Origin of the sequence: Xanthomonas sp. NCPPB 1068, from assembly GCF_041479385.2 — a bacterium.
In the GTDB taxonomy this organism is placed as follows: Bacteria; Pseudomonadota; Gammaproteobacteria; order Xanthomonadales; family Xanthomonadaceae; genus Xanthomonas; species Xanthomonas cannabis.
In genome coordinates this window covers 950,213-969,097 of record NZ_CM192986.1, presented here as the reverse complement: position 1 = coordinate 969,097, position 18,885 = coordinate 950,213, and the positions used below count along the sequence as shown (strand labels likewise).

Annotated in this window: 17 protein-coding genes, 1 other RNA gene and 1 riboswitch; of the genes, 2 read left to right on the top strand and 16 right to left on the bottom strand. The window is 66.1% G+C overall.

Annotated features, from left to right (window positions below; all coding sequences use genetic code 11):
- Window positions 1-7 precede the first annotated feature (7 nt).
- The 8 genes from kdpA to ACCQ12_RS03980 all read right to left on the bottom strand — a co-directional run bounded on the left by kdpA (window position 8) and on the right by ACCQ12_RS03980 (window position 9,951).
- The gene (gene kdpA, locus ACCQ12_RS04015) at window positions 8-1,822 is read right to left on the bottom strand and encodes a potassium-transporting ATPase subunit KdpA (protein ID WP_372383005.1); all 1,815 of its coding nucleotides are present in this window, start codon (window positions 1,820-1,822) and stop codon (window positions 8-10) included.
- 15 nt (window positions 1,823-1,837) lie between these two features.
- On the bottom strand, window positions 1,838-1,930 hold the full coding sequence (locus ACCQ12_RS04010) for a potassium-transporting ATPase subunit F (protein ID WP_039408212.1): 93 nt from the start codon (window positions 1,928-1,930) through the stop codon (window positions 1,838-1,840).
- A 1,710-nt stretch (window positions 1,931-3,640) separates the two neighbouring features.
- Window positions 3,641-5,221, bottom strand: coding sequence for a CocE/NonD family hydrolase (locus tag ACCQ12_RS04005; RefSeq protein ID WP_372383004.1), 1,581 nt, complete (start codon window positions 5,219-5,221; stop codon window positions 3,641-3,643).
- Between the two features lie 678 nt (window positions 5,222-5,899).
- Complete coding sequence (thiL, locus tag ACCQ12_RS04000) at window positions 5,900-6,874, bottom strand: thiamine-phosphate kinase (protein ID WP_166750295.1); 975 nt, start codon at window positions 6,872-6,874, stop codon at window positions 5,900-5,902.
- Between the two features lie 108 nt (window positions 6,875-6,982).
- Window positions 6,983-7,462 carry a transcription antitermination factor NusB gene (gene nusB / locus ACCQ12_RS03995; protein ID WP_372383003.1) on the bottom strand — a complete coding sequence of 160 codons (480 nt, stop codon included), beginning with the start codon at window positions 7,460-7,462 and terminating at the stop codon, window positions 6,983-6,985.
- Window positions 7,459-7,923 (bottom strand): 6,7-dimethyl-8-ribityllumazine synthase, encoded by a 465-nt coding sequence (gene ribH, locus ACCQ12_RS03990; protein ID WP_003490334.1) that lies wholly within the window; start codon window positions 7,921-7,923, stop codon window positions 7,459-7,461. Before ribH ends, nusB begins: the two co-directional genes overlap by 4 nt.
- A gap of 289 nt (window positions 7,924-8,212) precedes the next feature.
- On the bottom strand, window positions 8,213-9,352 hold the full coding sequence (gene ribB / locus ACCQ12_RS03985) for a 3,4-dihydroxy-2-butanone-4-phosphate synthase (protein ID WP_039408233.1): 1,140 nt from the start codon (window positions 9,350-9,352) through the stop codon (window positions 8,213-8,215).
- The gene (locus ACCQ12_RS03980; protein WP_047697646.1) at window positions 9,349-9,951 is read right to left on the bottom strand and encodes a riboflavin synthase; all 603 of its coding nucleotides are present in this window, start codon (window positions 9,949-9,951) and stop codon (window positions 9,349-9,351) included. The genes ribB and ACCQ12_RS03980 overlap by 4 nt, the downstream gene beginning before the upstream one ends.
- 167 nt (window positions 9,952-10,118) lie before the next feature.
- Window positions 10,119-10,294: riboswitch (FMN riboswitch) on the bottom strand.
- A gap of 216 nt (window positions 10,295-10,510) precedes the next feature.
- Between ACCQ12_RS03980 and ACCQ12_RS03975 the strand changes: the two genes are divergently transcribed.
- Complete coding sequence (locus ACCQ12_RS03975) at window positions 10,511-11,134, top strand: hypothetical protein (protein ID WP_372383002.1); 624 nt, start codon at window positions 10,511-10,513, stop codon at window positions 11,132-11,134.
- Window positions 11,135-11,192: 58 nt separating this feature from the next.
- Here the strand turns inward: ACCQ12_RS03975 and ribD are convergent, their stop codons facing one another.
- From ribD to ACCQ12_RS03945, 6 genes are all read right to left on the bottom strand, one after another.
- On the bottom strand, window positions 11,193-12,302 hold the full coding sequence (gene ribD, locus ACCQ12_RS03970) for a bifunctional diaminohydroxyphosphoribosylaminopyrimidine deaminase/5-amino-6-(5-phosphoribosylamino)uracil reductase RibD (protein WP_166743897.1): 1,110 nt from the start codon (window positions 12,300-12,302) through the stop codon (window positions 11,193-11,195).
- Window positions 12,299-12,784, bottom strand: a complete 486-nt coding sequence (locus tag ACCQ12_RS03965) for a GNAT family N-acetyltransferase (protein WP_372383001.1) — start codon at window positions 12,782-12,784, stop codon at window positions 12,299-12,301. Before ACCQ12_RS03965 ends, ribD begins: the two co-directional genes overlap by 4 nt.
- Window positions 12,781-13,305 carry a transcriptional regulator NrdR gene (gene nrdR, locus ACCQ12_RS03960; protein ID WP_003490311.1) on the bottom strand — a complete coding sequence of 175 codons (525 nt, stop codon included), beginning with the start codon at window positions 13,303-13,305 and terminating at the stop codon, window positions 12,781-12,783. Before nrdR ends, ACCQ12_RS03965 begins: the two co-directional genes overlap by 4 nt.
- Before the next feature lie 101 nt (window positions 13,306-13,406).
- Window positions 13,407-14,675, bottom strand: coding sequence for a serine hydroxymethyltransferase (gene glyA, locus ACCQ12_RS03955; protein WP_104579084.1), 1,269 nt, complete (start codon window positions 14,673-14,675; stop codon window positions 13,407-13,409).
- Between the two features lie 203 nt (window positions 14,676-14,878).
- Window positions 14,879-14,953, bottom strand: a non-coding RNA gene (locus tag ACCQ12_RS03950) — sX9 sRNA.
- A gap of 61 nt (window positions 14,954-15,014) precedes the next feature.
- Window positions 15,015-15,539: an RcnB family protein gene (locus ACCQ12_RS03945; RefSeq protein ID WP_166743895.1), complete on the bottom strand. Its 525-nt coding sequence runs from the start codon at window positions 15,537-15,539 to the stop codon at window positions 15,015-15,017.
- A gap of 226 nt (window positions 15,540-15,765) precedes the next feature.
- Here ACCQ12_RS03945 and ettA point away from each other — a divergent pair, with 226 nt between their 5' ends.
- Window positions 15,766-17,427 carry an energy-dependent translational throttle protein EttA gene (gene ettA, locus ACCQ12_RS03940; RefSeq protein ID WP_039408257.1) on the top strand — a complete coding sequence of 554 codons (1,662 nt, stop codon included), beginning with the start codon at window positions 15,766-15,768 and terminating at the stop codon, window positions 17,425-17,427.
- 145 nt (window positions 17,428-17,572) lie between these two features.
- Here ettA and def read toward each other — a convergent pair whose 3' ends face one another.
- Complete coding sequence (def, locus tag ACCQ12_RS03935; protein ID WP_047697660.1) at window positions 17,573-18,088, bottom strand: peptide deformylase; 516 nt, start codon at window positions 18,086-18,088, stop codon at window positions 17,573-17,575.
- A 220-nt stretch (window positions 18,089-18,308) separates the two neighbouring features.
- Window positions 18,309-18,731 carry an arsenate reductase (glutaredoxin) gene (gene arsC / locus ACCQ12_RS03930; RefSeq protein ID WP_228334878.1) on the bottom strand — a complete coding sequence of 141 codons (423 nt, stop codon included), beginning with the start codon at window positions 18,729-18,731 and terminating at the stop codon, window positions 18,309-18,311.
- Window positions 18,732-18,885 lie beyond the last annotated feature (154 nt).

The following is an 18,885-nucleotide window of genomic DNA, read 5'->3' as shown; positions in this document are numbered from 1 at the left end:
AAGACTCTCAGGACGCCGCCAGGGCGAGGTGTTCAGCGATAGGACCCAGCACCAGTGCCGGCATGAACTGCAGCACGGTCAGCACCAGCACGATGGCCATCAGGGTCAGCGCAAAGGTAGGCGTCTCGACCTGCAGGCTGCCGGCCGACTCCGGTGCGCGCCGCTTCACTGCCATGCGCGCGGCCACCATCAGCGGCAGGATCAACGCCGGATACCGTCCCAGCGCCAACACCGCCGAGCAGCTCAGATTCCACCAATAGGTTGCATCACCCAAGCCTTCAAAACCGGACCCGTTGTTGGCGAACGCCGAGGTGTACTCGTAGAACACCTGGCTGATGCCATGGAAACCAGGATTGGAATTGGCCGTGAATGCCGGCACCGCCAGCGCCACTGCGGTGAAGCCCAAGACCACCAGCGGCTGCAGCAAAATCAACAATGCAAGCAACTGCACTTCGCGCGCTTCGATCTTGCGGCCGAACAATTCCGGCGTACGTCCGGTCATCAGACCGGCCAGAAACACGCTCAGCAACAGATACACCACGAACTGCTGCAAGCCGCAGCCGATTCCGCCCCAGATGGCGTTGATCAGCATGTCGACCAACGTGACCAGGCCGCTCAACGGCGCCAGCGAATCGTGCATCGCGTTGACCGAGCCGTTGGAGGTCTGCGTGGTCAACGCCGCCCACAACGCCGAAGCATCGGCACCGATGCGCACTTCCTTGCCTTCCATCAGTGCGGGCGAGCCCGCGCTGGCCGAGTGCGCTTCGGACCACAGCAACAATGCAGTGGACGCGGCGGACATCGTCAACATGGTGCCGAACACCAACGCGGTGAGGCGCTTGCGCCCGGTCAGAGAACCGACCATGAACACCACGCTCATCGGCAGCAATACCAATGCGAGCGTTTCAAGCAGATTGCTCAACGGCGTGGGGTTTTCCAGCGCCACCGAACTGTTGGGGCCATACCAGCCACCGCCGTTGGTACCAAGCTGCTTGGCCGCCACCATCGCCGCCACCGGGCCGACCGGAATGGTCTGGCTGGGCATGCTGGTACTGCCATCCAGGGGCGTTGCGGTCGCCGCGCCCTGCAAGGTGGACGGCACGCCTTGCCAGCCGAGCAGCACGCTCCATAACAGGCACAGCGGCAACAGCACGCGCACGCTGGCGCGGATGACGTCGGCCCAATAATTGCCCACGTCGGCGTCAGGCGAAAGCGCTGCGTCAGGCGTCGGCTGCTGCCATCCCTGCCGCATTGGTGCTGCGTCCGGATCGGGCTGAGCGACCATCTGCATCCGCGTGGTCGCCGTCGTATCCGATGCCGGCAAGGCATCGGGCAAACCCGCGGCCACTCGCCCACCGAACAACGCGCGCAAGGTGGCCACCGCCAACGCCAGGCCCATCATCGGCGTCACCACTTGCAGACCGACGATGCCGGTCATCTGCGCCAGATACGACAGCTGCGCCTGACCGGAATAATGCTGCTGGTTGGTGTTGGTGACGAACGACACCATGGTGTGCAGCGCCGTATCCCAGCGCAGGTTCGCGATGCCGTCCGGGTTGAACGGCAGCCAGGCCTGGGTCATGAACACCACCCAGGTCAGCACGCCGACGGCCAGATTGCTGAGCAGAAAGGCCACGCTGTAGCCGCGCCACGACATGCCCTGCTGCGGACGCGTGCCGAGCAAGGCATACAGCGGACGCTCGATCCAGCCGAATAACGCATCGCCGCGCATCGGCGCGCCGCGCATCACCGCAGCCAGATAACGGCCCAGGGGCCACGCCAGCACGATGGCCAGCGCATAGACAAGAAAGGTTTCACTCATTGGAGCGCACTCGCATCAGAAGTCTTCGGGCCGCAGCACCACGTACAACAGGTAGGCCGCAGCAACGAGTACGGCCACGCCGCACAACAGGGACATCCAGGCAGGCATGGGCTACTCCCCCAGACGCGCACAGCGCGTCGCGATGGATGCGAGGTGCGACGGCGCAGGCAACGGGCGCGTGCCAACACGGCAAAGCGCTGCCGCACCGTGCGCGCCGCGCCGATGGAGCAGACAGGTCAAGGGATGCATCAGAATCGTCCACGGCGGAACCGCTCCGCCACTGCGCGCAGTCTCTGCCTGCCCGGCGTAAAGTCGCTATGGACCTGAATTGGCCGCCGCGTAAATTCCGCATAAATCATGCAATGCGGATGCGCTGCAGGCACGTTCCTGCCAGGTCGAGCCGAGAACTGGGAGTGTGCGGTGCCCACGCAGGCCCTTGACACCTACGCTGCCACATTCCGAACAGAGAAGGCTCGGTGGCGGCATCCATGCCGCCAACGGTCCCGCAACCAGCGAGGACACCACGCAGACAGTTGGTTGTTGGTTTCACTGAAGAGCGAAGACACCGCGTCGCACAATTGGCTGGTTGCTCTGTCGAAAGCCTGCATGCCGACCAACGCGACTGGTCCTTGCCCGCCCACCGTCGCGGGACCCTTGGCGGCATGGATGCCGCCAAGGAGCTACAAGGACGTACTTGCAGCGTGCCCTGCGATGGTGGGCGGGCAAGGGCCCTGCAGTAAAGACGCAGATGATCCGCTCTCCGCCTGATCTGCCGTTATTGAGCAATCAGGTAGCGACAACTGCATCGCGCCTATCGCGATCACTTGGCGATCTTCAAGTCTGGTCGAGCGCGCGGTGCCCTCACCGCTCGCGGGACACGCCGTGAATCCGTCCGTGGAGGCTCGGTGGCGGCATCCATGCCGCCACACGGTCCCGCAAGCGGCGAGGACACCACGCCAGACAGTTGGTTGGTGGTTTCACTGAAGAGCGAAGACACCGCGTCGCACGGTTGGCTGGTTGCTCTGTTGAAAGCCTGCACACCGACCAACGCGACTGGTCCTTGCCCGCCCACCGTCGCGGGACCCTTGGCGGCATGGATGCCGCCACGGAGCTTACATGGACGTACTTGCAGCGTGTCCCGCGATGGTGGGCGGGCAAGGGCCCTGCAGCAAAGGCGAAGATGATCAGCTCTCCGCCTGATCTGCCAGTATTGAGCCACCAGGTAGCGACAACTGCATCGCGCCTATCGCGATCACTTGGCGATCTTCAAGTCTGGTCGAGCGCGCGGCGCCCTCACCGCTTGCAGGACACGCCGTGAATCCGTCCGTGGAGGCTCGGTGGCGGCATCCATGCCGCCACACGGTCCCGCAATCGGCGAGGACACCACGCCAGACAGTTGGCTGGTGGTTTTGTTGAAGAATCAAGACAGCGTGTCGCGGCTTGCCGTTGCTCGTTGAGAACTTTGCGAACCAGCCAACTTGACCGGTCCTTGCCCGCCCACCGTCGCGGGACCCTTGGCGGCATGGATGCCGCCACGGAGCTTACATGGACGTACTTGCAGCGTGTCCCGCGATGGTGGGCGGGCAAGGGCCCTGCAGCAACGGTGCAGAGCTGCAGCTTTGACGCTCTAAAAGCTCTGAAGCTCTGAAGCTCTGAAGCTCAATCATCCAGGCTAGCAATCATTCGCCAGCGGAAGGTTCTTGAGGTCATGGCGTTGCCTGGCTCCGAACCCTGGCGTGTCATCCGATACCTCCGCATGCGGAACCCAGGCCCACCCCACTCTTCCAAAACGCTATGCGCCGCACGCTGGTCGACGCATTAACGCAGCGGCAGGTTCAACACCGAAGGCGTCGCCACCGGCGAGGAGAATGTCACCGTGCCGCCGCCGTCGCTGGCATCCGTGTAACGCGCATCGCGGGTATCGATCACCAGTACCAGCCGCTGCCCCGCAGGAATCTCTGTTGCTGCCGCTTGCAGCTGCCAGTCCAGCGTCACCGCGCGGCCGGGCGTTGCATCGCGCAGCGAATACGGCGCATGCGTGATCAGTTGCGCCACGCCCAGGGCGTCCATGCGATACAGATACGCGAACAGGCTCACCTTCGGTTGGCTGGGTGCCACGGTCACTCGCAATGACGGGCTGCCCGCCAGCCGCCGCGTACTGCTCGATGGCGAGCCTACCCATACCGCAGCACCGGCGCGGTTGACCAGCGGAATCGAGGTGGTCACCGGCACGCCGATGCCCTGCAGCAGGCCGCTGACCAGCACCACGCCGGAGTCTGCCACCGTCGGCACATCAGTGCCGATGCGCGACTGCCAGCCACTGGCAGTGCCGCCGATCAACCCACCGGTCGGACTGAGCACGCCGGTCGGTGCAGACAGTCCCAGGCGCGTGCTGCCCTGCTGCACCGCCGCCCAATCCGCATATGCCAGCCATTGCCCGGCGCGCGGCGACAGCCGCACCGGTGCCTCGGCGTCCACGCCGTTCCGCAGCTGTTTGAGATGGCGATCGAACCAGCGTGTGGCTGCCGTATAGACCTCGTTCGGCAGCCCCAGCGCGCCGGGCAACTCCGTGGTGGCGTGATCGCCCTGGCTGAGCAGCAACTGCTTGGGGCCGCGCAGCTGATTGAAGAAGGCAATCGTCTGGTTCGGCGGGAACAGCCCATCGTTGAAGGCATTGCCCAGCAGAACGGCGGTGCCGCGCGCGTTGAGGGCCGCCACCTCGGTGGCCGGGCTGCGCGAGGCGGCCTGCGGCAGGAAGCCCTGCACCGCGCCGTCGTAATCGCCTTGCGCAACGCGTGCGCCGATCTGCGCCAGATCCGGCCCCGGTCGCCCGGTCAGCGCGCCTGCGCCCACCAACAGACCGACACCCTGCTGGCTGACGGTGCGATTGGAATACAGCGACGCCTCCAGGTCCGCCCAGCCACTGAGCGCCGCCACTGCCTTGATGCGCGGGTCGCGCTCGGCGGCCAGCAGGCTGATGCCCGCGCCGTAGGAGATGCCCGACGCACCGATCGCCTCGGGATTGGAGGGCGTATGCGCCAATGCCCAATCGATCACCGCACTGACGTCTTCCACGGTGTCCTGCCCGGCAATGTCGATCTGCCCGGCCGAGTCCCAGAACCCGCGCGAGGTGTAGCTGACGACCACGTAGCCATCGCTGGCCAGCTGGGTAGCCCGGCCGAGGTATTCCAGGTTGGGCAACGACCAGCTGGCCGGCATCACGATCAGCGGAAACGGCCCGCTCCCCTGTCCTTGCGGCACCAGCACCAGTGCGCCCATCGGCGCCCCGTCCCAGCCGGGGATGCGCTCGTAGGTCTTGCTGAAAGCGCCCGCAGTTGCTGACGCCGCCGCCACCAGCAACGCGATGGCGGCGATGCCGCGGATCCAAACCCTGTTCATGCTGCTCTCTCCCACGCGAGGCCGGGCCGGGATGGCCCAGCGGCGATTGCCATGCATCCGTGGTTCGGGGGAGAACGCCGAGCGAACGTACCAGACGGTACGGTGGGGCTCAAGGGCCGGGAATCGGGAATCGGGAATCGGGAATCGGGAATCGGGAATCGGGAATCGGGAATCGGGAATCGGGAATCGGGAGTCGGGAATCGGGAATCGGGAATCGGGAATCGGGAATCGGGAATCGGGAATCGGGAATCGGGAATCGGGAATCGGGAGTCGGGAGTCGGGAGTCGGGAGTTAGGAGTCGAAGATAAGGGCCAGCCTGGTCCCCGTTGGCGCAGGCAATCGCATGTCTCAGATCCGGATCGGCACGGCGGGGCACGTCCACTTCTCACCTGCGGGAGAAGCGGCAACGAGCGGATGTGGCGAACACGGCAGTTCGCAATTCTCGAATCCCGGCCCGACTCGACGCGCACGCGCGTCGCTGCCGGGGCGAGCGTGCCTGCGGTCGCTGCGCAAGCAGCAGAGAAATTGGCGCTGCAGCTGCGCGGTGAGGGCCACGAAATCGTCGAGCTAATGTCACTCGGTGCGATGATCGAAGCACCCGATGCTGCGCGCCGCATCACCCCGCCGCCGCTGCCGCATCGAGCGGCGCAGCATTCGCCCTGCAGCAATCCTTACGGGTCAGCCGACGAAATGCTGGTATCCGCGCTGCGGTGGTTGCCAGGCATGGCCCTCGGCGTCGTGCACCACCACGCCCGGCGCGGCCGTGATCCGGCCAAGGCGCGTGGCCGCGACGTCGGCAAATGCCAGCGCCTGCAGCACGGCGTCGCGGTGCTGTGGCGCGGCGGTGAAACAGAGTTCGTAATCGTCGCCGCCGCCCAATTGCCAGCCGGTGCATTGCAGTGCGCTGATTCCCGCGCTGCGCGCCATCGCCGGCAAGGCCGCTGACGCCAACTGTGCGCCCACACCGCTGCGCTCGCACAAGTGGCCCAGATCGGCCAGCAGACCGTCCGAGACATCCACGCAGGCGTGCGCAAGACCCCGCAAGCGCAGGCCGGCCTGCACCCGTGGTTGCGGACGCAGCAGCCGGCCACGCCAGCGTTCGTGCACCGGATCAGCCGCCACGCGCGTGACATCCAACTGGCCCGCCTGCCATAACGACAACGCCGCCGCCGCCTCGCCGAGTGCACCGGTCACCCACACGTCATCGCCCACGCGCGCGCCATCGCGACGCAGCGCCGCACCCGGCGGCACGCTGCCGATGGCAGTCACCGCACACGACAGCGGCCCGCGCGTGGTATCGCCGCCGACCAAGGCAATCTCGTGCGCATCTGCCAGCGCGAAGAAGCCATCGGCAAATGCCTCCACCCAGGCCAGATCGTCGTGCGGCAACGACAGCGACAACGTGCACCAGCGCGGTTGCGCGCCCATCGCGGCAAGATCGGACAGATTGACGGCCAGCGTTTTCCAGCCGAGATCGTCGGCGCGCGTCTCAAGCGGAAAATGCACCCCGGCATTGAGCGTATCGGCCGTGATGGCCAGTTGCTCGCCTGCCGGCGGTTGCAGCAATGCCGCGTCGTCGCCAATGCCCAACGGCACGTCGGCCCGCGTGGCAATGCGCGCGCGCAGACGGGCAATCAGATCGAATTCAGGCATCGGGGCGGGAATAGGGAATCGAGAATTGGGAATCGCAAATGCATCGGGACATCGCGGGAACGCAGGCTTTTACGATTCCCGATTCCCCACTCCCGATTCTCGCGGCGCTCAGGCGCCGCTGGCACCCGACTCCACCTTGCGCCACTCCACCGCCGCGCGATCGAGCACGCCATTGACGTAGGTGTGCCCATGTTCGGAGCCGAAGCGCTTGGCGGTTTCGATCGCTTCGTTGATCACCACGCGGTACGGCACGTCCTGCCGGTACAGCAGCTCGTAGGCCGCCAGGCGCAGTACTGCACGCTCGATCGCATCGACCTCTTCCACGCCGCGGTCCAGATACGGCGTCAGCGCGGTATCCAGCTGCACGCGATTGGCAATCACGCCATCGACCAGGCTTTCGAAGTACGCCAGATCGGCCACCTCGTGCGCCTGCTCATGCGCAAACTGGGCGATCACCTGCTTGGCGAATCCGCCGGAAATCTGCCACGCATACACCGCCTGCAGGGCGCGGCGGCGCGCGCGCGAGCGCAGCACCGGGTCGATGCCGTCGCGACGGCCGTGGCGTGCATGTCCACCGGACTTGCTCATGGCAACAACTCCATCAAATTCACCAGTTCCAGCGCCGCAAGCGCGCATTCCTCGCCCTTGTTGCCGTGGCTGCCGCCGGCACGCGCCTCGGCATCTTCCACACGCTCCACCGCCAGCACGCCGTTGAGCACCGGCACGCCGGTCTGCAACTGCACGCTCATCAGGCCTTCGGCGCACAGGTCGGCCACGTGCTCGTAGTGGCGTGTGTCGCCACGGATCACGCAGCCCAGCGCGATGATCGCGCCATGCTGGCCGGACTGCGCCACGCGGTTGGCGGCGATCGGGATTTCCCAGGCGCCGGGCACGCGGATCACGTCGATGGCGTCCTCGCCGATGCCGTTGCCGGCCAGGCTCTGGCGTGCGCCGGCAACCAGCACGTCGGTGATGCGGGCGTTCCAGCGGCTGGCGATGATCGCAAAGCGCGCGGTGGTGGGGCGGAGATCGCCTTCGTAGTGGGTCATGCGGGTCGGCAACTCGAGGGGGCGGGAAGTTTAACAGCTGCCGCGCCAGGCCCGGCCGCCGCGTGCAGGCCGGGTCCGCCCAAGCAGACCCGGCCTTCCGATGCAAGAACAGACGGGGCGACGACTCGCCGCCGATCCGCCAGCTGGTGCAGCCCACGGCGGGAACCGGCCGCCGACGCCGGGCCGCGACACAACTGGCGGCTGCGCGCCGTCAGCCAGGCCTCAGCACCGGCAGCGGCCGGGATCTTTGGGGCGGATGAGCTGACGGCGGCAATGGCTCGCCGCCAGCTCAGGGGACCGCGGACGGCGGCACCGAGCGCACGCCCTCGCCGGGATGGCACTCCAGGTACTCCACCACCTCCAGCCCGAACCCGGCCAGACCCACCTGCCGGCGCGGGGTGCCAAGCACGCGCAGCTTGCCCAGGCCCAGCTCGGCCAGGATCTGCGCACCGGCGCCATTGCGCCGCCACTGGCTTACATCCTTGGCGTTGGCCGCAGCTTCGGGCTGCTGGCGCAGCCGTGCCAACAACGATTCGCTGTCGCGCGGGGCCGACAGCACCACCATCACCCCCTGCCCTTCGGCGGCGATCGCGCGCAAGGCATCGGTGGCGGCCACGCCGAAATCCTCGCGCTGCCAGTGCAGCAGGTCGGCCAGCGGGTTTTCCACCTGCACGCGCACCAGTGTCGGCGTCTGTGGATCCGCGTTGCCGCGCACCAGGGCAAAGTGCAGGTCGTGCGCGATGCGGTCGCGGTAGGTCACCAGCTGGAACGGGCCGAATTCGGTACTGATCTCGCGCGCGTCCACACGCTCGACGGTGTGCTCGTTGGCCAAGCGGTAGGCGATCAGGTCGGCGATCGAGCCCATCTTCAGCCCATGCTCGCGTGCGAACACTTCCAGCTGCGGGCGACGCGCCATGCTGCCGTCCGGGTTGAGCACTTCCACCAGCACGCCGGCCGGCTCCAGCCCGGCCAGCATCGGCAGGTCGCTGGCGGCCTCGGTGTGGCCGGCACGGGTCAGCACGCCCCCGGGCTGGGAAATCAGCGGGAAAATGTGGCCCGGCTGGCTCAGATCCTGCGGCCGGGCATCCGGGCGCACCGCGGTACGCACGGTGTGGGCGCGATCGTAGGCCGAAATACCGGTGGTCACGCCCTCGGCCGCCTCGATGCTGACGGTGAAGTTGGTCTGAAACTGCGCGGTGTTGTTGCGCACCATCGGCGCCAGCCCAAGCTGCGCACAGCGCTCGCGGGTCAGCGACAGGCACACCAACCCGCGTGCGTGGGTCACCATGAAATTGATGTCCGACGGCTTGACCAGCTCGGCGGCCATGATCAGGTCGCCCTCGTTTTCGCGGTCTTCGTCGTCGACGATCACCACCATGCGCCCGGCACGCAACTCTTCGATCAGCTCTGGAACCGGTGCGAAGTTCATGCCGCACCCCGCGCGCCGAGCAGGCGTTCGACATAGCGCGCCACCAGGTCGATTTCCAGATTCACCGCCGCGCCCACCGCGGTCGCGGAAAACGCCGTGTTGGCCACCGTATGCGGGATCAGCGCAACCTCGAACCCGTCTTCGTCCACCTCATTGACGGTCAGGCTGACGCCGTCCACGCAGATCGAGCCTTTTTTGGCCACATAGCGCAATACCGATGATGGGGCGGCAAACCGCCAGCGCTGCGCACGTGCATCGCCATGCACCGATTGCACCTGGCCCAGACCATCCACATGCCCGCTGACCAGATGCCCACCGAGCCGGTCGGTGGGCCGCATCGCGCGTTCGAGGTTGAGCACCGCGCCTTCGGGCAACGCACCCAATGTGGTCAGCGACAGGGTTTCGGTGGACGCATCGGCCTGGAAGCTGGTTGCGTCGAACGCGATCACGGTCAGGCACACGCCATTGACCGCGATGCTCTCGCCCAGCTGCACGGCGTCGAACGGCAGGCTGCCGGTGGCGAAGGTGAAACGCACATCGCCGCCCTGCGGCTGGCGCGCGGCCAGGCGGCCGACGCCTTCAATGATTCCGGTGAACATCAGCGCGCCCCCTTCTGCAGCGAGCGCTGCGCGGAAGTCGGGCGGTGGACAGGTGCATTACAGCGCAGCGGGTGATGCAAAGACATAGTCGTTTCTCGCAGGAGTTGAGCGAAAAACGCCACAAGGCAAAGCAAACAGGCGCGCGCACAGCCGCAAGGCTGCGCGGTGGCCGTCTTCTTTCATCCGGACTATACCGTCGGCTCCGGCATTGGACCGGATCTGCTGACCTTCGCGCGATGCCCGACACATGCAGTGCCAACCATCGCGGCGAAGCGCTCGCGGGCTCGCACGCTTGCGCGTGCCTACCGCCGGTGGGGAATCGCACCCCGCCCTGAAGACGTTCGTAAGTGCCGGCGAACCGGCCCGCGCAGTTTAGCAGCGCCTGTTCTGCCCTTAGCTGTCTGAAAGCCATGGCTGACAGGACGCTGCGTCATGTCAGGAAATCCCCCATAGCCAGTTTTGTGAAGAGTCTGTTAAATTGCGCCCCGCGACGGGAGACGTCGCCCTCCCGCCCCGCAACGGGGTGGAGACACGGACATCATTTCGGAGAGATCACTCAATGCGCACTACCCTGATTCTGGCTGCCGTGCTGGCCGCCGCCCCGTTTGCCGCGTCTGCGGACGGCCTGAGCTATAGCTACGTCGAAGGCGGCTGGAACCGTACCGAGATCAGCGTCAACGAGGATTCGGACGACCTGGATGGCGGCTACATCCGCGGTTCGTGGCAGATCGCCGAGCCCGTCTACGTGTTCGCTGGCTACCAGCGTGCCGAGAAGGACTTCAACCTGGGCGCGGGCTTCGTGCTCGAAGGCACACTGCAGCAGGCGAATCTGGGTATTGGTTACCGCCAGGAAATGACCGAGCGCGTCGAATTTACCGCCGACATCAGCGTGCTGCGCTCCAAGGTCGAATCCGATCTGCGTCGCGGCGGCCGTTCGCTTGGCGATTCGTCCGATACCAGCACCCTGGGCTTCGGCAACCTGGGCCTGCGTGGCAAGCCCTCGCCGCGTACCGAAGCCTGGATCAAGGCCGGCTACATCGACGGCAGCGACGTGGACGAAGGCGAATTCGTCGGTACCCTCGGCGGCCAGGTCAACTTCACCACCACCTGGGGCCTGGTCGGCGAAGTCGAGTTCATCGACAACGCCAACCAGTACCGCGTCGGTGTCCGCGCCAGCTTCTGATCACGCGCGTTGCCGGCAATGGAAGGCCCCGCATGCGGGGCCATTCTTTTTGCGGCGCTCACGCCATCGCGAGCGGCGTATAGCGCAGACGCAGATCCTGCCCGAGCTGACGCACATCGCGTAGCTGCAATGCATGCCGCTGCGCCATCGTTTCGATGCCAAGGCCAGCGAGCAGCGGCCGTGCGGTGTCGCCCAGCAACACCGGGGCCAGGTAGACCAACAGCTCATCGACCAACCCGGCCTGCAACAGCGCACCGCCCAGCGTGGCGCCGGCTTCCACGTGCACTTCGTTGATGCCACGCTGGGCCAGCAAGGCCAGCACCGCAGCCAGATCGAAGCGACCAGCGTGCAGCGGCAATGCCGCGCACTCCGCACCATCCACAGCAGTCGGCGCGGCGGCATCGCCATGCAGATACAACGTCGGTGCATCGCCGTGGCGAATGTTCCTGCACGCCAAGCTGCGCAGGCCGGCATCCAGCACCACCCGCAACGGCGGCACGAACGGAGTGTCGTCGCCGAGCCGCACCGTCATCGACGGATCGTCGGCCAGCACGGTGCCGGCACCGGTCAGGATCGCGCCGGCACGTGCGCGCCAACGCTGCACATCGGCGCGCGCGTCGCTTCCGGTGATCCATTTGGATTCGCCGCTGGCCAGGGCGGTGCGTCCATCCAGACTGGCGCCGAGCTTGACCCGTACCCACGGCCGGCCACGCTCCACGCGCGACAGGAAGCCCTGGTTGAGCAAGCGCGCCCGGGCTTGCATCACCCCGCTCAGCACGGCGATTCCAGCCTCGCGCAGCAGCGCGAAACCGCCGCCATTGACCTGTGGAAACGGGTCGGCCATCGCCGCGACCACACGCATGACGCCTGCCTCGATCAACGCCAACGCACACGGCGGCGTGCGCCCGTAATGCGCGCACGGCTCCAGGGTGACATAGGCGGTCGCCCCGCGCGCCAGCTCGCCGGCTGCGCGCAATGCGAACACTTCGGCATGCGGGCCGCCGGCGCGTTGGTGGAAGCCTTCGCCCACGCACACGCCGTCGCGCACGATCACGCAGCCCACCATCGGATTGGGGCGCGTGGTGTAGGCGCCGCGCTCGGCCAGGCGCAAGGCCTGCGCCATCCAGCGGTGGTCGTCGGCACTCGCGTCCGTCGTGGTCTCAGTCATTGGCGTTGCACTCCCGGCGCAATGCACATCACCACGATCTGCATCGGCCCCAGCGAGAATTCGGTATGCGTCTGCCATCCCAGCCGCTGGTAGAACGGCACCAGGGCCGGCTGGCAGTACAGGTACAGCAGCGGCACGCCCAGACGCGCGGCGGCCTGCACGCAATGCGCCACCAGTGCCTCGCCGATGCCCTGCCCGCGCGCCTGTGGCCGCACGTACAGCGAGGCCAGCCAGGGAGACCATTGCCGCATACGGGCGTCGTCGTTTTCGAGCAGGCTCACCGAGCCGAGCCACTGCGCCCGATCCAGCGCCACCCAGGTCGTCTGGATGACGCCATCACGTGTATGGCTGCGCAGTTCGCTCAGCGCCTCATCGAGGTTCCACTCCGGCAACAACGCGCCGAAGGCCTGCAGATGCGCTTGCGCAATCGCAGGCAGATCGTCCGGCGTTTCCGCAACGCAGGCGATGCGCATCGCGCTCACCGCTTGCCGGGTTTGCCGGCGCGTTCCAGTGCCGCTTCCAGCAGCGGCAGTTGTTCGCTGCCGACCGGCAGTTCGCGTTCGAGCTTTTCGATCTCTTCGCGAAAATCCGCCACGTCCTGAAAACTGCGATACACCGAGGCAAAGCGTACGTAGCCGACGTGATCGAGCTTGCGCAGCTCGACCATCACGTACTCGCCTACCCGCAGCGAACCCACTTCGCGTTCGCCGGACATGCGCAGCTGATGCACGACCGCCCGCACCGCCGCTTCGATCTGTTCTTCGGCGACGGGGCGCTTCTGCAGCGCGCGGTCGAAGCTGGTGCGCAACTTGCGCGCATCGAACGCCTCGCGTCCACCGTCGCTCTTGACCACGGTGGGCAGCTTGAGTTCGATCGTTTCCAGGGTGCTGAAACGCTCGCCGCAGGCCTCGCACTCGCGCCGCCGACGGATCGTCGTGCCGTCTTCGGACACGCGCGAATCAATCACCCGGGTGTCGTTGTGCTGGCAGAAGGGGCAGTGCATCAGACGTCCGGGAATGGGGAAAGGGGAATAGGGAATCGGAACAGCAAAGCTATCGCAGCGTCGCTTCTACCATTCTCGTCTCCCTATTCCCCATTCCCATCTCAGCCATACACCGGATATTTCTTGCACTGCGCGGTCACCGCATCGCGGACCTTGGCGAGCACTGCTTCGTCGGTTGGTGCGTCCAGCACGTCGGCGATCCAGTTGGCCAGGTCGATGCTGTCCTGTTCCTTGTAGCCGCGCGTGGTGATGGCCGGGGTCCCCAGGCGCAGGCCCGAGGTCACGAACGGCGAGCGCGGGTCGTTGGGCACCGAGTTCTTGTTGACGGTGATGTGGGCCGTGCCGAGCGCAGCTTCTGCCTCCTTGCCGGAGACATCGCGGCCGATCATGTCCACCAGCATCAGGTGATTTTCGGTGCCACCGGAGACGATCTTGTAGCCGCGTGCAATGAGCGTGTTGGCCATGGCCTGGGCATTCTTGACGACCTGCTGCTGGTAGGTCTTGAAGGCCGGCTCCAGCGCTTCCTTGAAGGCCACGGCCTTGGCCGCGATGACGTGCATCAGCGGGCCGCCCTGGATGCCGGGGAACACGATCGACTGCAGCTTCTTCTGCAACTCCTCGCTCGCGCCCTTGGCCACGATGATGCCGCCGCGCGGGCCGCGCAGGGTCTTGTGGGTAGTCGAGGTGACCACGTGCGCGTGCTCCATCGGGCTGGGGTACACACCGGCAGCCACCAGGCCGGCGATGTGCGCCATGTCCACGAACAGGTAGGCACCGACGCTGTCGGCGATGGCACGGAAGCGCGCCCAGTCGATCTTCTGCGAATACGCAGAGAAACCGGCCACGACCATCTTCGGCTTGTGCTCGGTGGCCAGGCGCTGCACCTCGTCGTAATCGATCAGGCCCTGCTCGTTGACGCCGTACTGCACGGCGTTGAACAGCTTGCCGGAGACATTGACCTTGGCGCCGTGGGTCAGGTGGCCGCCATGGGCCAGGCTCATGCCCAGGATGGTGTCGCCCGGCTGCAGCAGCGCCAGATACACCGCCTGGTTGGCCTGCGAGCCGCTATGCGGCTGCACATTTGCATACATATCTTCCGTGGAGCCCGCGCCAAACACCTGCTTGATGCGGTCGATCGCCAGCTGCTCGGCGATGTCGACGTATTCGCAGCCACCGTAGTAGCGCTTGCCCGGATAGCCTTCGGCGTACTTGTTGGTCAGCTGGCTGCCCTGCGCTTCCATCACCAGCGGGCTGCAGTAGTTTTCGCTGGCGATCAGCTCGACGTGATCCTCCTGGCGGCCGACTTCAGCGGCGATGGCCTTGGCCAGTTCGGGGTCGTAGGTTTCCAGTCGGACGTCGCGCGAGAACATGCAAAGCTCCGGAGCAGCTGCAGCCAGTAGGGCCGCCGATTGTAAGCCCCCGCCGCACGGGTGACCAATCGCATGCCTGGCGCCTGGCGCGCGGCCGGCGCCAGGCGTGCGCCGCGAAACAGCAAGGGCGCACCGACGTGCGCCCTTGTGTGATGACCGGCCCGATTGCCCAACAGGCGAACCGGGCACCGCCGGCCTAGAGCGGCTAACAGAACGTCGCCGGCAGTCGTCAGGTGGGTGTGGCGACGCGCCGCAGCCGATGTGTACGCTTGGTACACGAGGATTCCGAACGCCGGCCGCGCCCGCCTGACGGCTGCGCAGTAGCGTGGTTAGCGGCGCTTAGTTGTTGAGCACCAGGTCGGCGATGATGCCGGAGGCAATCGCGACCAGCAGCAGGTTGCCGCGGTCATCGCGCTGCCAGCGGTAGCCGTACGGTGGGCGGCGCAGATCGTAGCGGTCGTAGTCATTGATCACGTAGACCGGGCCGTGATAGCGCTGACCGCGCGCCCAGTACGGACGCGGCGGCGGGCCGGCGCGGTAGTACGCAGGGCGGTCGTAGACATAGACCCGGTTGCGGTCGTAGCGACGGTCCTGGTAGCGGGCGTCGCGATAACCCTCGCGGTAGCCGTTGCTGTAGTAACGGCGGTCGTCGCGCCATTCGCGGCGGTCGGCCCGGCGGTCATCCCGCCACTCGCGGCGATCGTTGCGCCAGTCACCGCGGTCACCACGGTGATCGCGATGGCCACGGTCATGTCCGCGGCGGTCGTGGTCGCGGTCCCAGTCGCCGGCAAACGCCGCCGGGGCCACGCAGCCCAGCGCCAGGATGGAGGAAAGCACAGCGGTAACGATGCGTTTGCGGTTCATGGCCCAGCTCCTGTTTGCGATGTCGCAATTTCATTAAGACGCCGCCCGCCTTAACGCATTCTTGCTGGAATCGGTTACGAAAACGCCTATTCAGGTAATAGGTAGGCTGCCGTTTAGCTGCGCTGTCGCCTGCCGGGCCCGCGGCACTTGCCGGTATAATCGGCGCAATCCCTTTTCCGCTGCCTCCGGCCTCGGCCGGCGGGCTGCCTGCGTCCACGGAGCACCCATGTCGCAATACATCTACACCATGAACCGCGTCAGCAAGGTGGTCCCGCCCAAGCGGCAGATCATCAAGGACATCTCGCTGAGCTTTTTCCCGGGCGCCAAGATCGGCCTGCTGGGCCTGAACGGCGCGGGCAAGTCGACGGTGCTCAAGATCATGGCCGGCGTGGACACCGACTTCGAGGGCGAAGCCCGCCCGCAGGCCGGCATCAAGGTCGGCTACCTGGCCCAGGAACCGCAACTCAACCCCGAGCACACCGTGCGCGAAGCGGTGGAAGAAGGCGTGGGCGACGTGTTGCAGGCCCAGGCCGCGCTGGATGCGGTGTATCTGGCCTATGCCGAGGAAGGCGCCGATTTCGACGCGCTGGCCAAGGAACAGGAGCGCCTGGAGGCGATCCTGGCCGCCGGCGATGCGCACACCCTGGAAAACCAGCTGGACGTGGCCGCCGACGCGCTGCGCCTGCCGCCGTGGGAAGCGATCGTGGGCAAGCTCTCCGGCGGCGAGAAGCGCCGTGTGGCGCTGTGCCGCCTGCTGTTGCAGAAGCCGGACATGCTGCTGCTCGACGAACCCACCAACCACCTGGACGCCGAGTCGGTGGAATGGCTGGAACAGTTCCTGGCGCGCTACACCGGCACCGTGGTGGCGGTGACGCATGATCGCTACTTCTTGGACAACGCCGCCGAGTGGATCCTGGAACTGGACCGCGGCCGCGGCATTCCGTGGAAGGGCAACTACACCGACTGGCTGACCCAGAAGGACGAGCGCCTCAAGCAGGAAGACAACCAGGAAAAGTCACGCCAGAAGGCGATCCAGAAGGAACTGGAATGGTCGCGGCAGAACGCCAAGGGCGGCCGCACCAAGGGCAAGGCACGCCTGGCGCGCCTGGAAGAACTGCAGTCGGTGGATTACCAGCGCCGCAACGAGACCAATGAAATCTTCATCCCGCCGGGCGAGCGCCTGGGCAACTCGGTGATGGAGTTCAAGAACGTCTCCAAGAAGTTCGGCGACCGCCTGCTGATCGACAACCTGTCGATGATCGTGCCGCCCGGCGCCATCGTCGGCATCATCGGCCCCAACGGTGCCGGTAAGTCGACCCTGTTCAAGATGATCACCGGGCAGGAAAAGCCCGATTCCGGCGAAATCGTGGTCGGCCCCACCGTGCAGCTGTCCTACGTGGACCAGAGCCGCGACGCGCTGGAAGGCAACCACAACGTCTTCCAGGAGATCGCTGGCGGGCTGGACATCCTCAACATCAACGGCGTGGAGATCCAGTCGCGCGCCTACATCGGCCGCTTCAACTTCAAGGGCCAGGACCAGCAGAAGATGGTCGGCTCGCTGTCCGGCGGTGAGCGCGGCCGCCTGCACATGGCCAAGACGCTGCTGCAGGGCGGCAACGTGCTGCTGCTCGACGAACCGTCCAACGACCTGGACATCGAAACCCTGCGTGCGCTGGAAGACGCCTTGCTGGAATTCCCCGGCAACACCTTCGTGATTTCGCACGATCGCTGGTTCCTGGATCGCATCGCCACGCACATCCTGGCGTTCGAAGGCGACTCGCACGTGGAGTTCTTCCAGGGCAACTACCGCGAGTACGAAGAAGACAAGCGTCGCCGCATGGGCGATGACGCCGGCCCGAAACGCCTGCGCTTCAAGGCGCTGAAGTAAGCACAACAAGGGCGCCGTCAGGCGCCCTTGTTGTTTTCCGTCCCGGCGGCTGCGCGGGTGTGGATGCTGCGCGCCTGGATCGATGTAGCCGGCCGCTAGGTGCTACCTGCGGCAACACCGCAAGCTGCGGCGGTCGCCCCAGAAGTTATAGCTCGTACGACAGCACATCTTCGAACCCGAAGGTGTCGAAGTTTTCGATGCGCGAGGGGTACAGGCGGCCGACCAGATGGTCGTACTCGTGCTGGACCACGCGCGCATGGAAGCCCTCGGCCTCGCGTGCGATCGGGCTGCCGTCAGGCGCAAAACCGCGATAGCGGATGTAGCGGTAACGCGGGATCACCGCGCGCAGGCCGGGGATCGACAGGCAGCCTTCCCAGCCGTTTTCCATCTCCTCGGACAACGGCTCGATCTGCGCATTGGCCAACGCCGTGCGCGGCACCGCGGGCGCCTCCGGATAACGCTCGCTGGCCTCGAAACCGAACACCATCAACTGCAGGTCCACCGCGATCTGCGGCGCGGCCAGGCCCACGCCGCGCGCATCGTCCATGGTCTCGAACATATCGGCCACCAAGGCCTGCAACTCGGCACTGCCGAGGTTGGTCACCGGGGGCGCGACACGCAGCAGGCGCTTGTCGCCCATGCGGATGATCTCGCGAATCATGCGGATGCTCCTGATAAACGATGCAGCGATCTTAGGGCGTGTGGCGTACCTTGAGGTGAGCAGAGCGGCCTGCCTCCTCAAGCCACAGATGCCGCCTTGTCCGGCGACGGTCGCCGAACACAGTGCTGCATGCGGTGCCGCCATGCCACGGCGAGGTATATGACGGCCTGGACGTCACACCGCGACTCGATTGCCCCGCTCCTGCCGGGCACCGCAGCGTTCAGCGCACGATCCGCTGCCCGGTGTCGTCCAGCACGCGCTCGCCGTCTTCCTTGACGAATGCGCCGGTGGCCGGCGGCAATATCTCCAGCACCTGCTCGGATGGACGACACAGGCGCGTACCCAGCGGCGACTGCACGAACGGGCGATTGATCAGTATCGGATGCGCCAGCATGGCGCTCAGCAGGGCCGCCTCGTCCAGCGCGGGGTTGTCGAGCCCCAGTTCCAGATACGGCGTGCCCTTCTGGCGGATGGCCCCGCGTACCGACAGACCAGCGTCGGCAATCAACGACTGCAGCGTCTGCCGGTCCGGCGGCTGCTGCAGGTAGTGGACGATCTGCGGTTCGATACCGACATGCCGGATCAAGGCCAGGGTATTGCGGGACGTGCCGCAGGCAGGGTTGTGATAGATGACGACGTGCATGCGCGGCCCGACTGGTTCGATAAAGACTGGATTTTGCGATCGCTGATGACGCAGCGACACGCTCAACGCGCAGTGTACGGGGGATGCGTGAGGCTACGTGCACTGGTGCTCAGTACTTAGCGCTCAGTACTTAGCACCAGCGCTTATCGCTTAT

What these genes read in the sequence shown, in the direction of transcription:
- ribH (WP_003490334.1), bottom strand. Translation starts at nt 7,923, where the DNA reads ATGACCCACTACGAAGGCGATCTCCGCCCCACCACCGCGCGCTTTGCG.
- thiL (WP_166750295.1), bottom strand. Translation starts at nt 6,874, where the DNA reads ATGCCTGAATTCGATCTGATTGCCCGTCTGCGCGCGCGCATTGCCACG.
- ACCQ12_RS04010 (WP_039408212.1), bottom strand. Translation starts at nt 1,930, where the DNA reads ATGCCTGCCTGGATGTCCCTGTTGTGCGGCGTGGCCGTACTCGTTGCT.
- arsC (WP_228334878.1), bottom strand. Translation starts at nt 18,731, where the DNA reads ATGCACGTCGTCATCTATCACAACCCTGCCTGCGGCACGTCCCGCAAT.
- ribB (WP_039408233.1), bottom strand. Translation starts at nt 9,352, where the DNA reads ATGAACTTCGCACCGGTTCCAGAGCTGATCGAAGAGTTGCGTGCCGGG.
- ribD (WP_166743897.1), bottom strand. Translation starts at nt 12,302, where the DNA reads ATGACTGAGACCACGACGGACGCGAGTGCCGACGACCACCGCTGGATG.
- ACCQ12_RS03975 (WP_372383002.1), top strand. Translation starts at nt 10,511, where the DNA reads ATGCGCACTACCCTGATTCTGGCTGCCGTGCTGGCCGCCGCCCCGTTT.
- nusB (WP_372383003.1), bottom strand. Translation starts at nt 7,462, where the DNA reads ATGAGCAAGTCCGGTGGACATGCACGCCACGGCCGTCGCGACGGCATC.
- ACCQ12_RS03945 (WP_166743895.1), bottom strand. Translation starts at nt 15,539, where the DNA reads ATGAACCGCAAACGCATCGTTACCGCTGTGCTTTCCTCCATCCTGGCG.
- glyA (WP_104579084.1), bottom strand. Translation starts at nt 14,675, where the DNA reads ATGTTCTCGCGCGACGTCCGACTGGAAACCTACGACCCCGAACTGGCC.
- ACCQ12_RS04005 (WP_372383004.1), bottom strand. Translation starts at nt 5,221, where the DNA reads ATGAACAGGGTTTGGATCCGCGGCATCGCCGCCATCGCGTTGCTGGTG.
- ACCQ12_RS03980 (WP_047697646.1), bottom strand. Translation starts at nt 9,951, where the DNA reads ATGTTCACCGGAATCATTGAAGGCGTCGGCCGCCTGGCCGCGCGCCAG.
- ettA (WP_039408257.1), top strand. Translation starts at nt 15,766, where the DNA reads ATGTCGCAATACATCTACACCATGAACCGCGTCAGCAAGGTGGTCCCG.
- kdpA (WP_372383005.1), bottom strand. Translation starts at nt 1,822, where the DNA reads ATGAGTGAAACCTTTCTTGTCTATGCGCTGGCCATCGTGCTGGCGTGG.
- nrdR (WP_003490311.1), bottom strand. Translation starts at nt 13,305, where the DNA reads ATGCACTGCCCCTTCTGCCAGCACAACGACACCCGGGTGATTGATTCG.
- def (WP_047697660.1), bottom strand. Translation starts at nt 18,088, where the DNA reads ATGATTCGCGAGATCATCCGCATGGGCGACAAGCGCCTGCTGCGTGTC.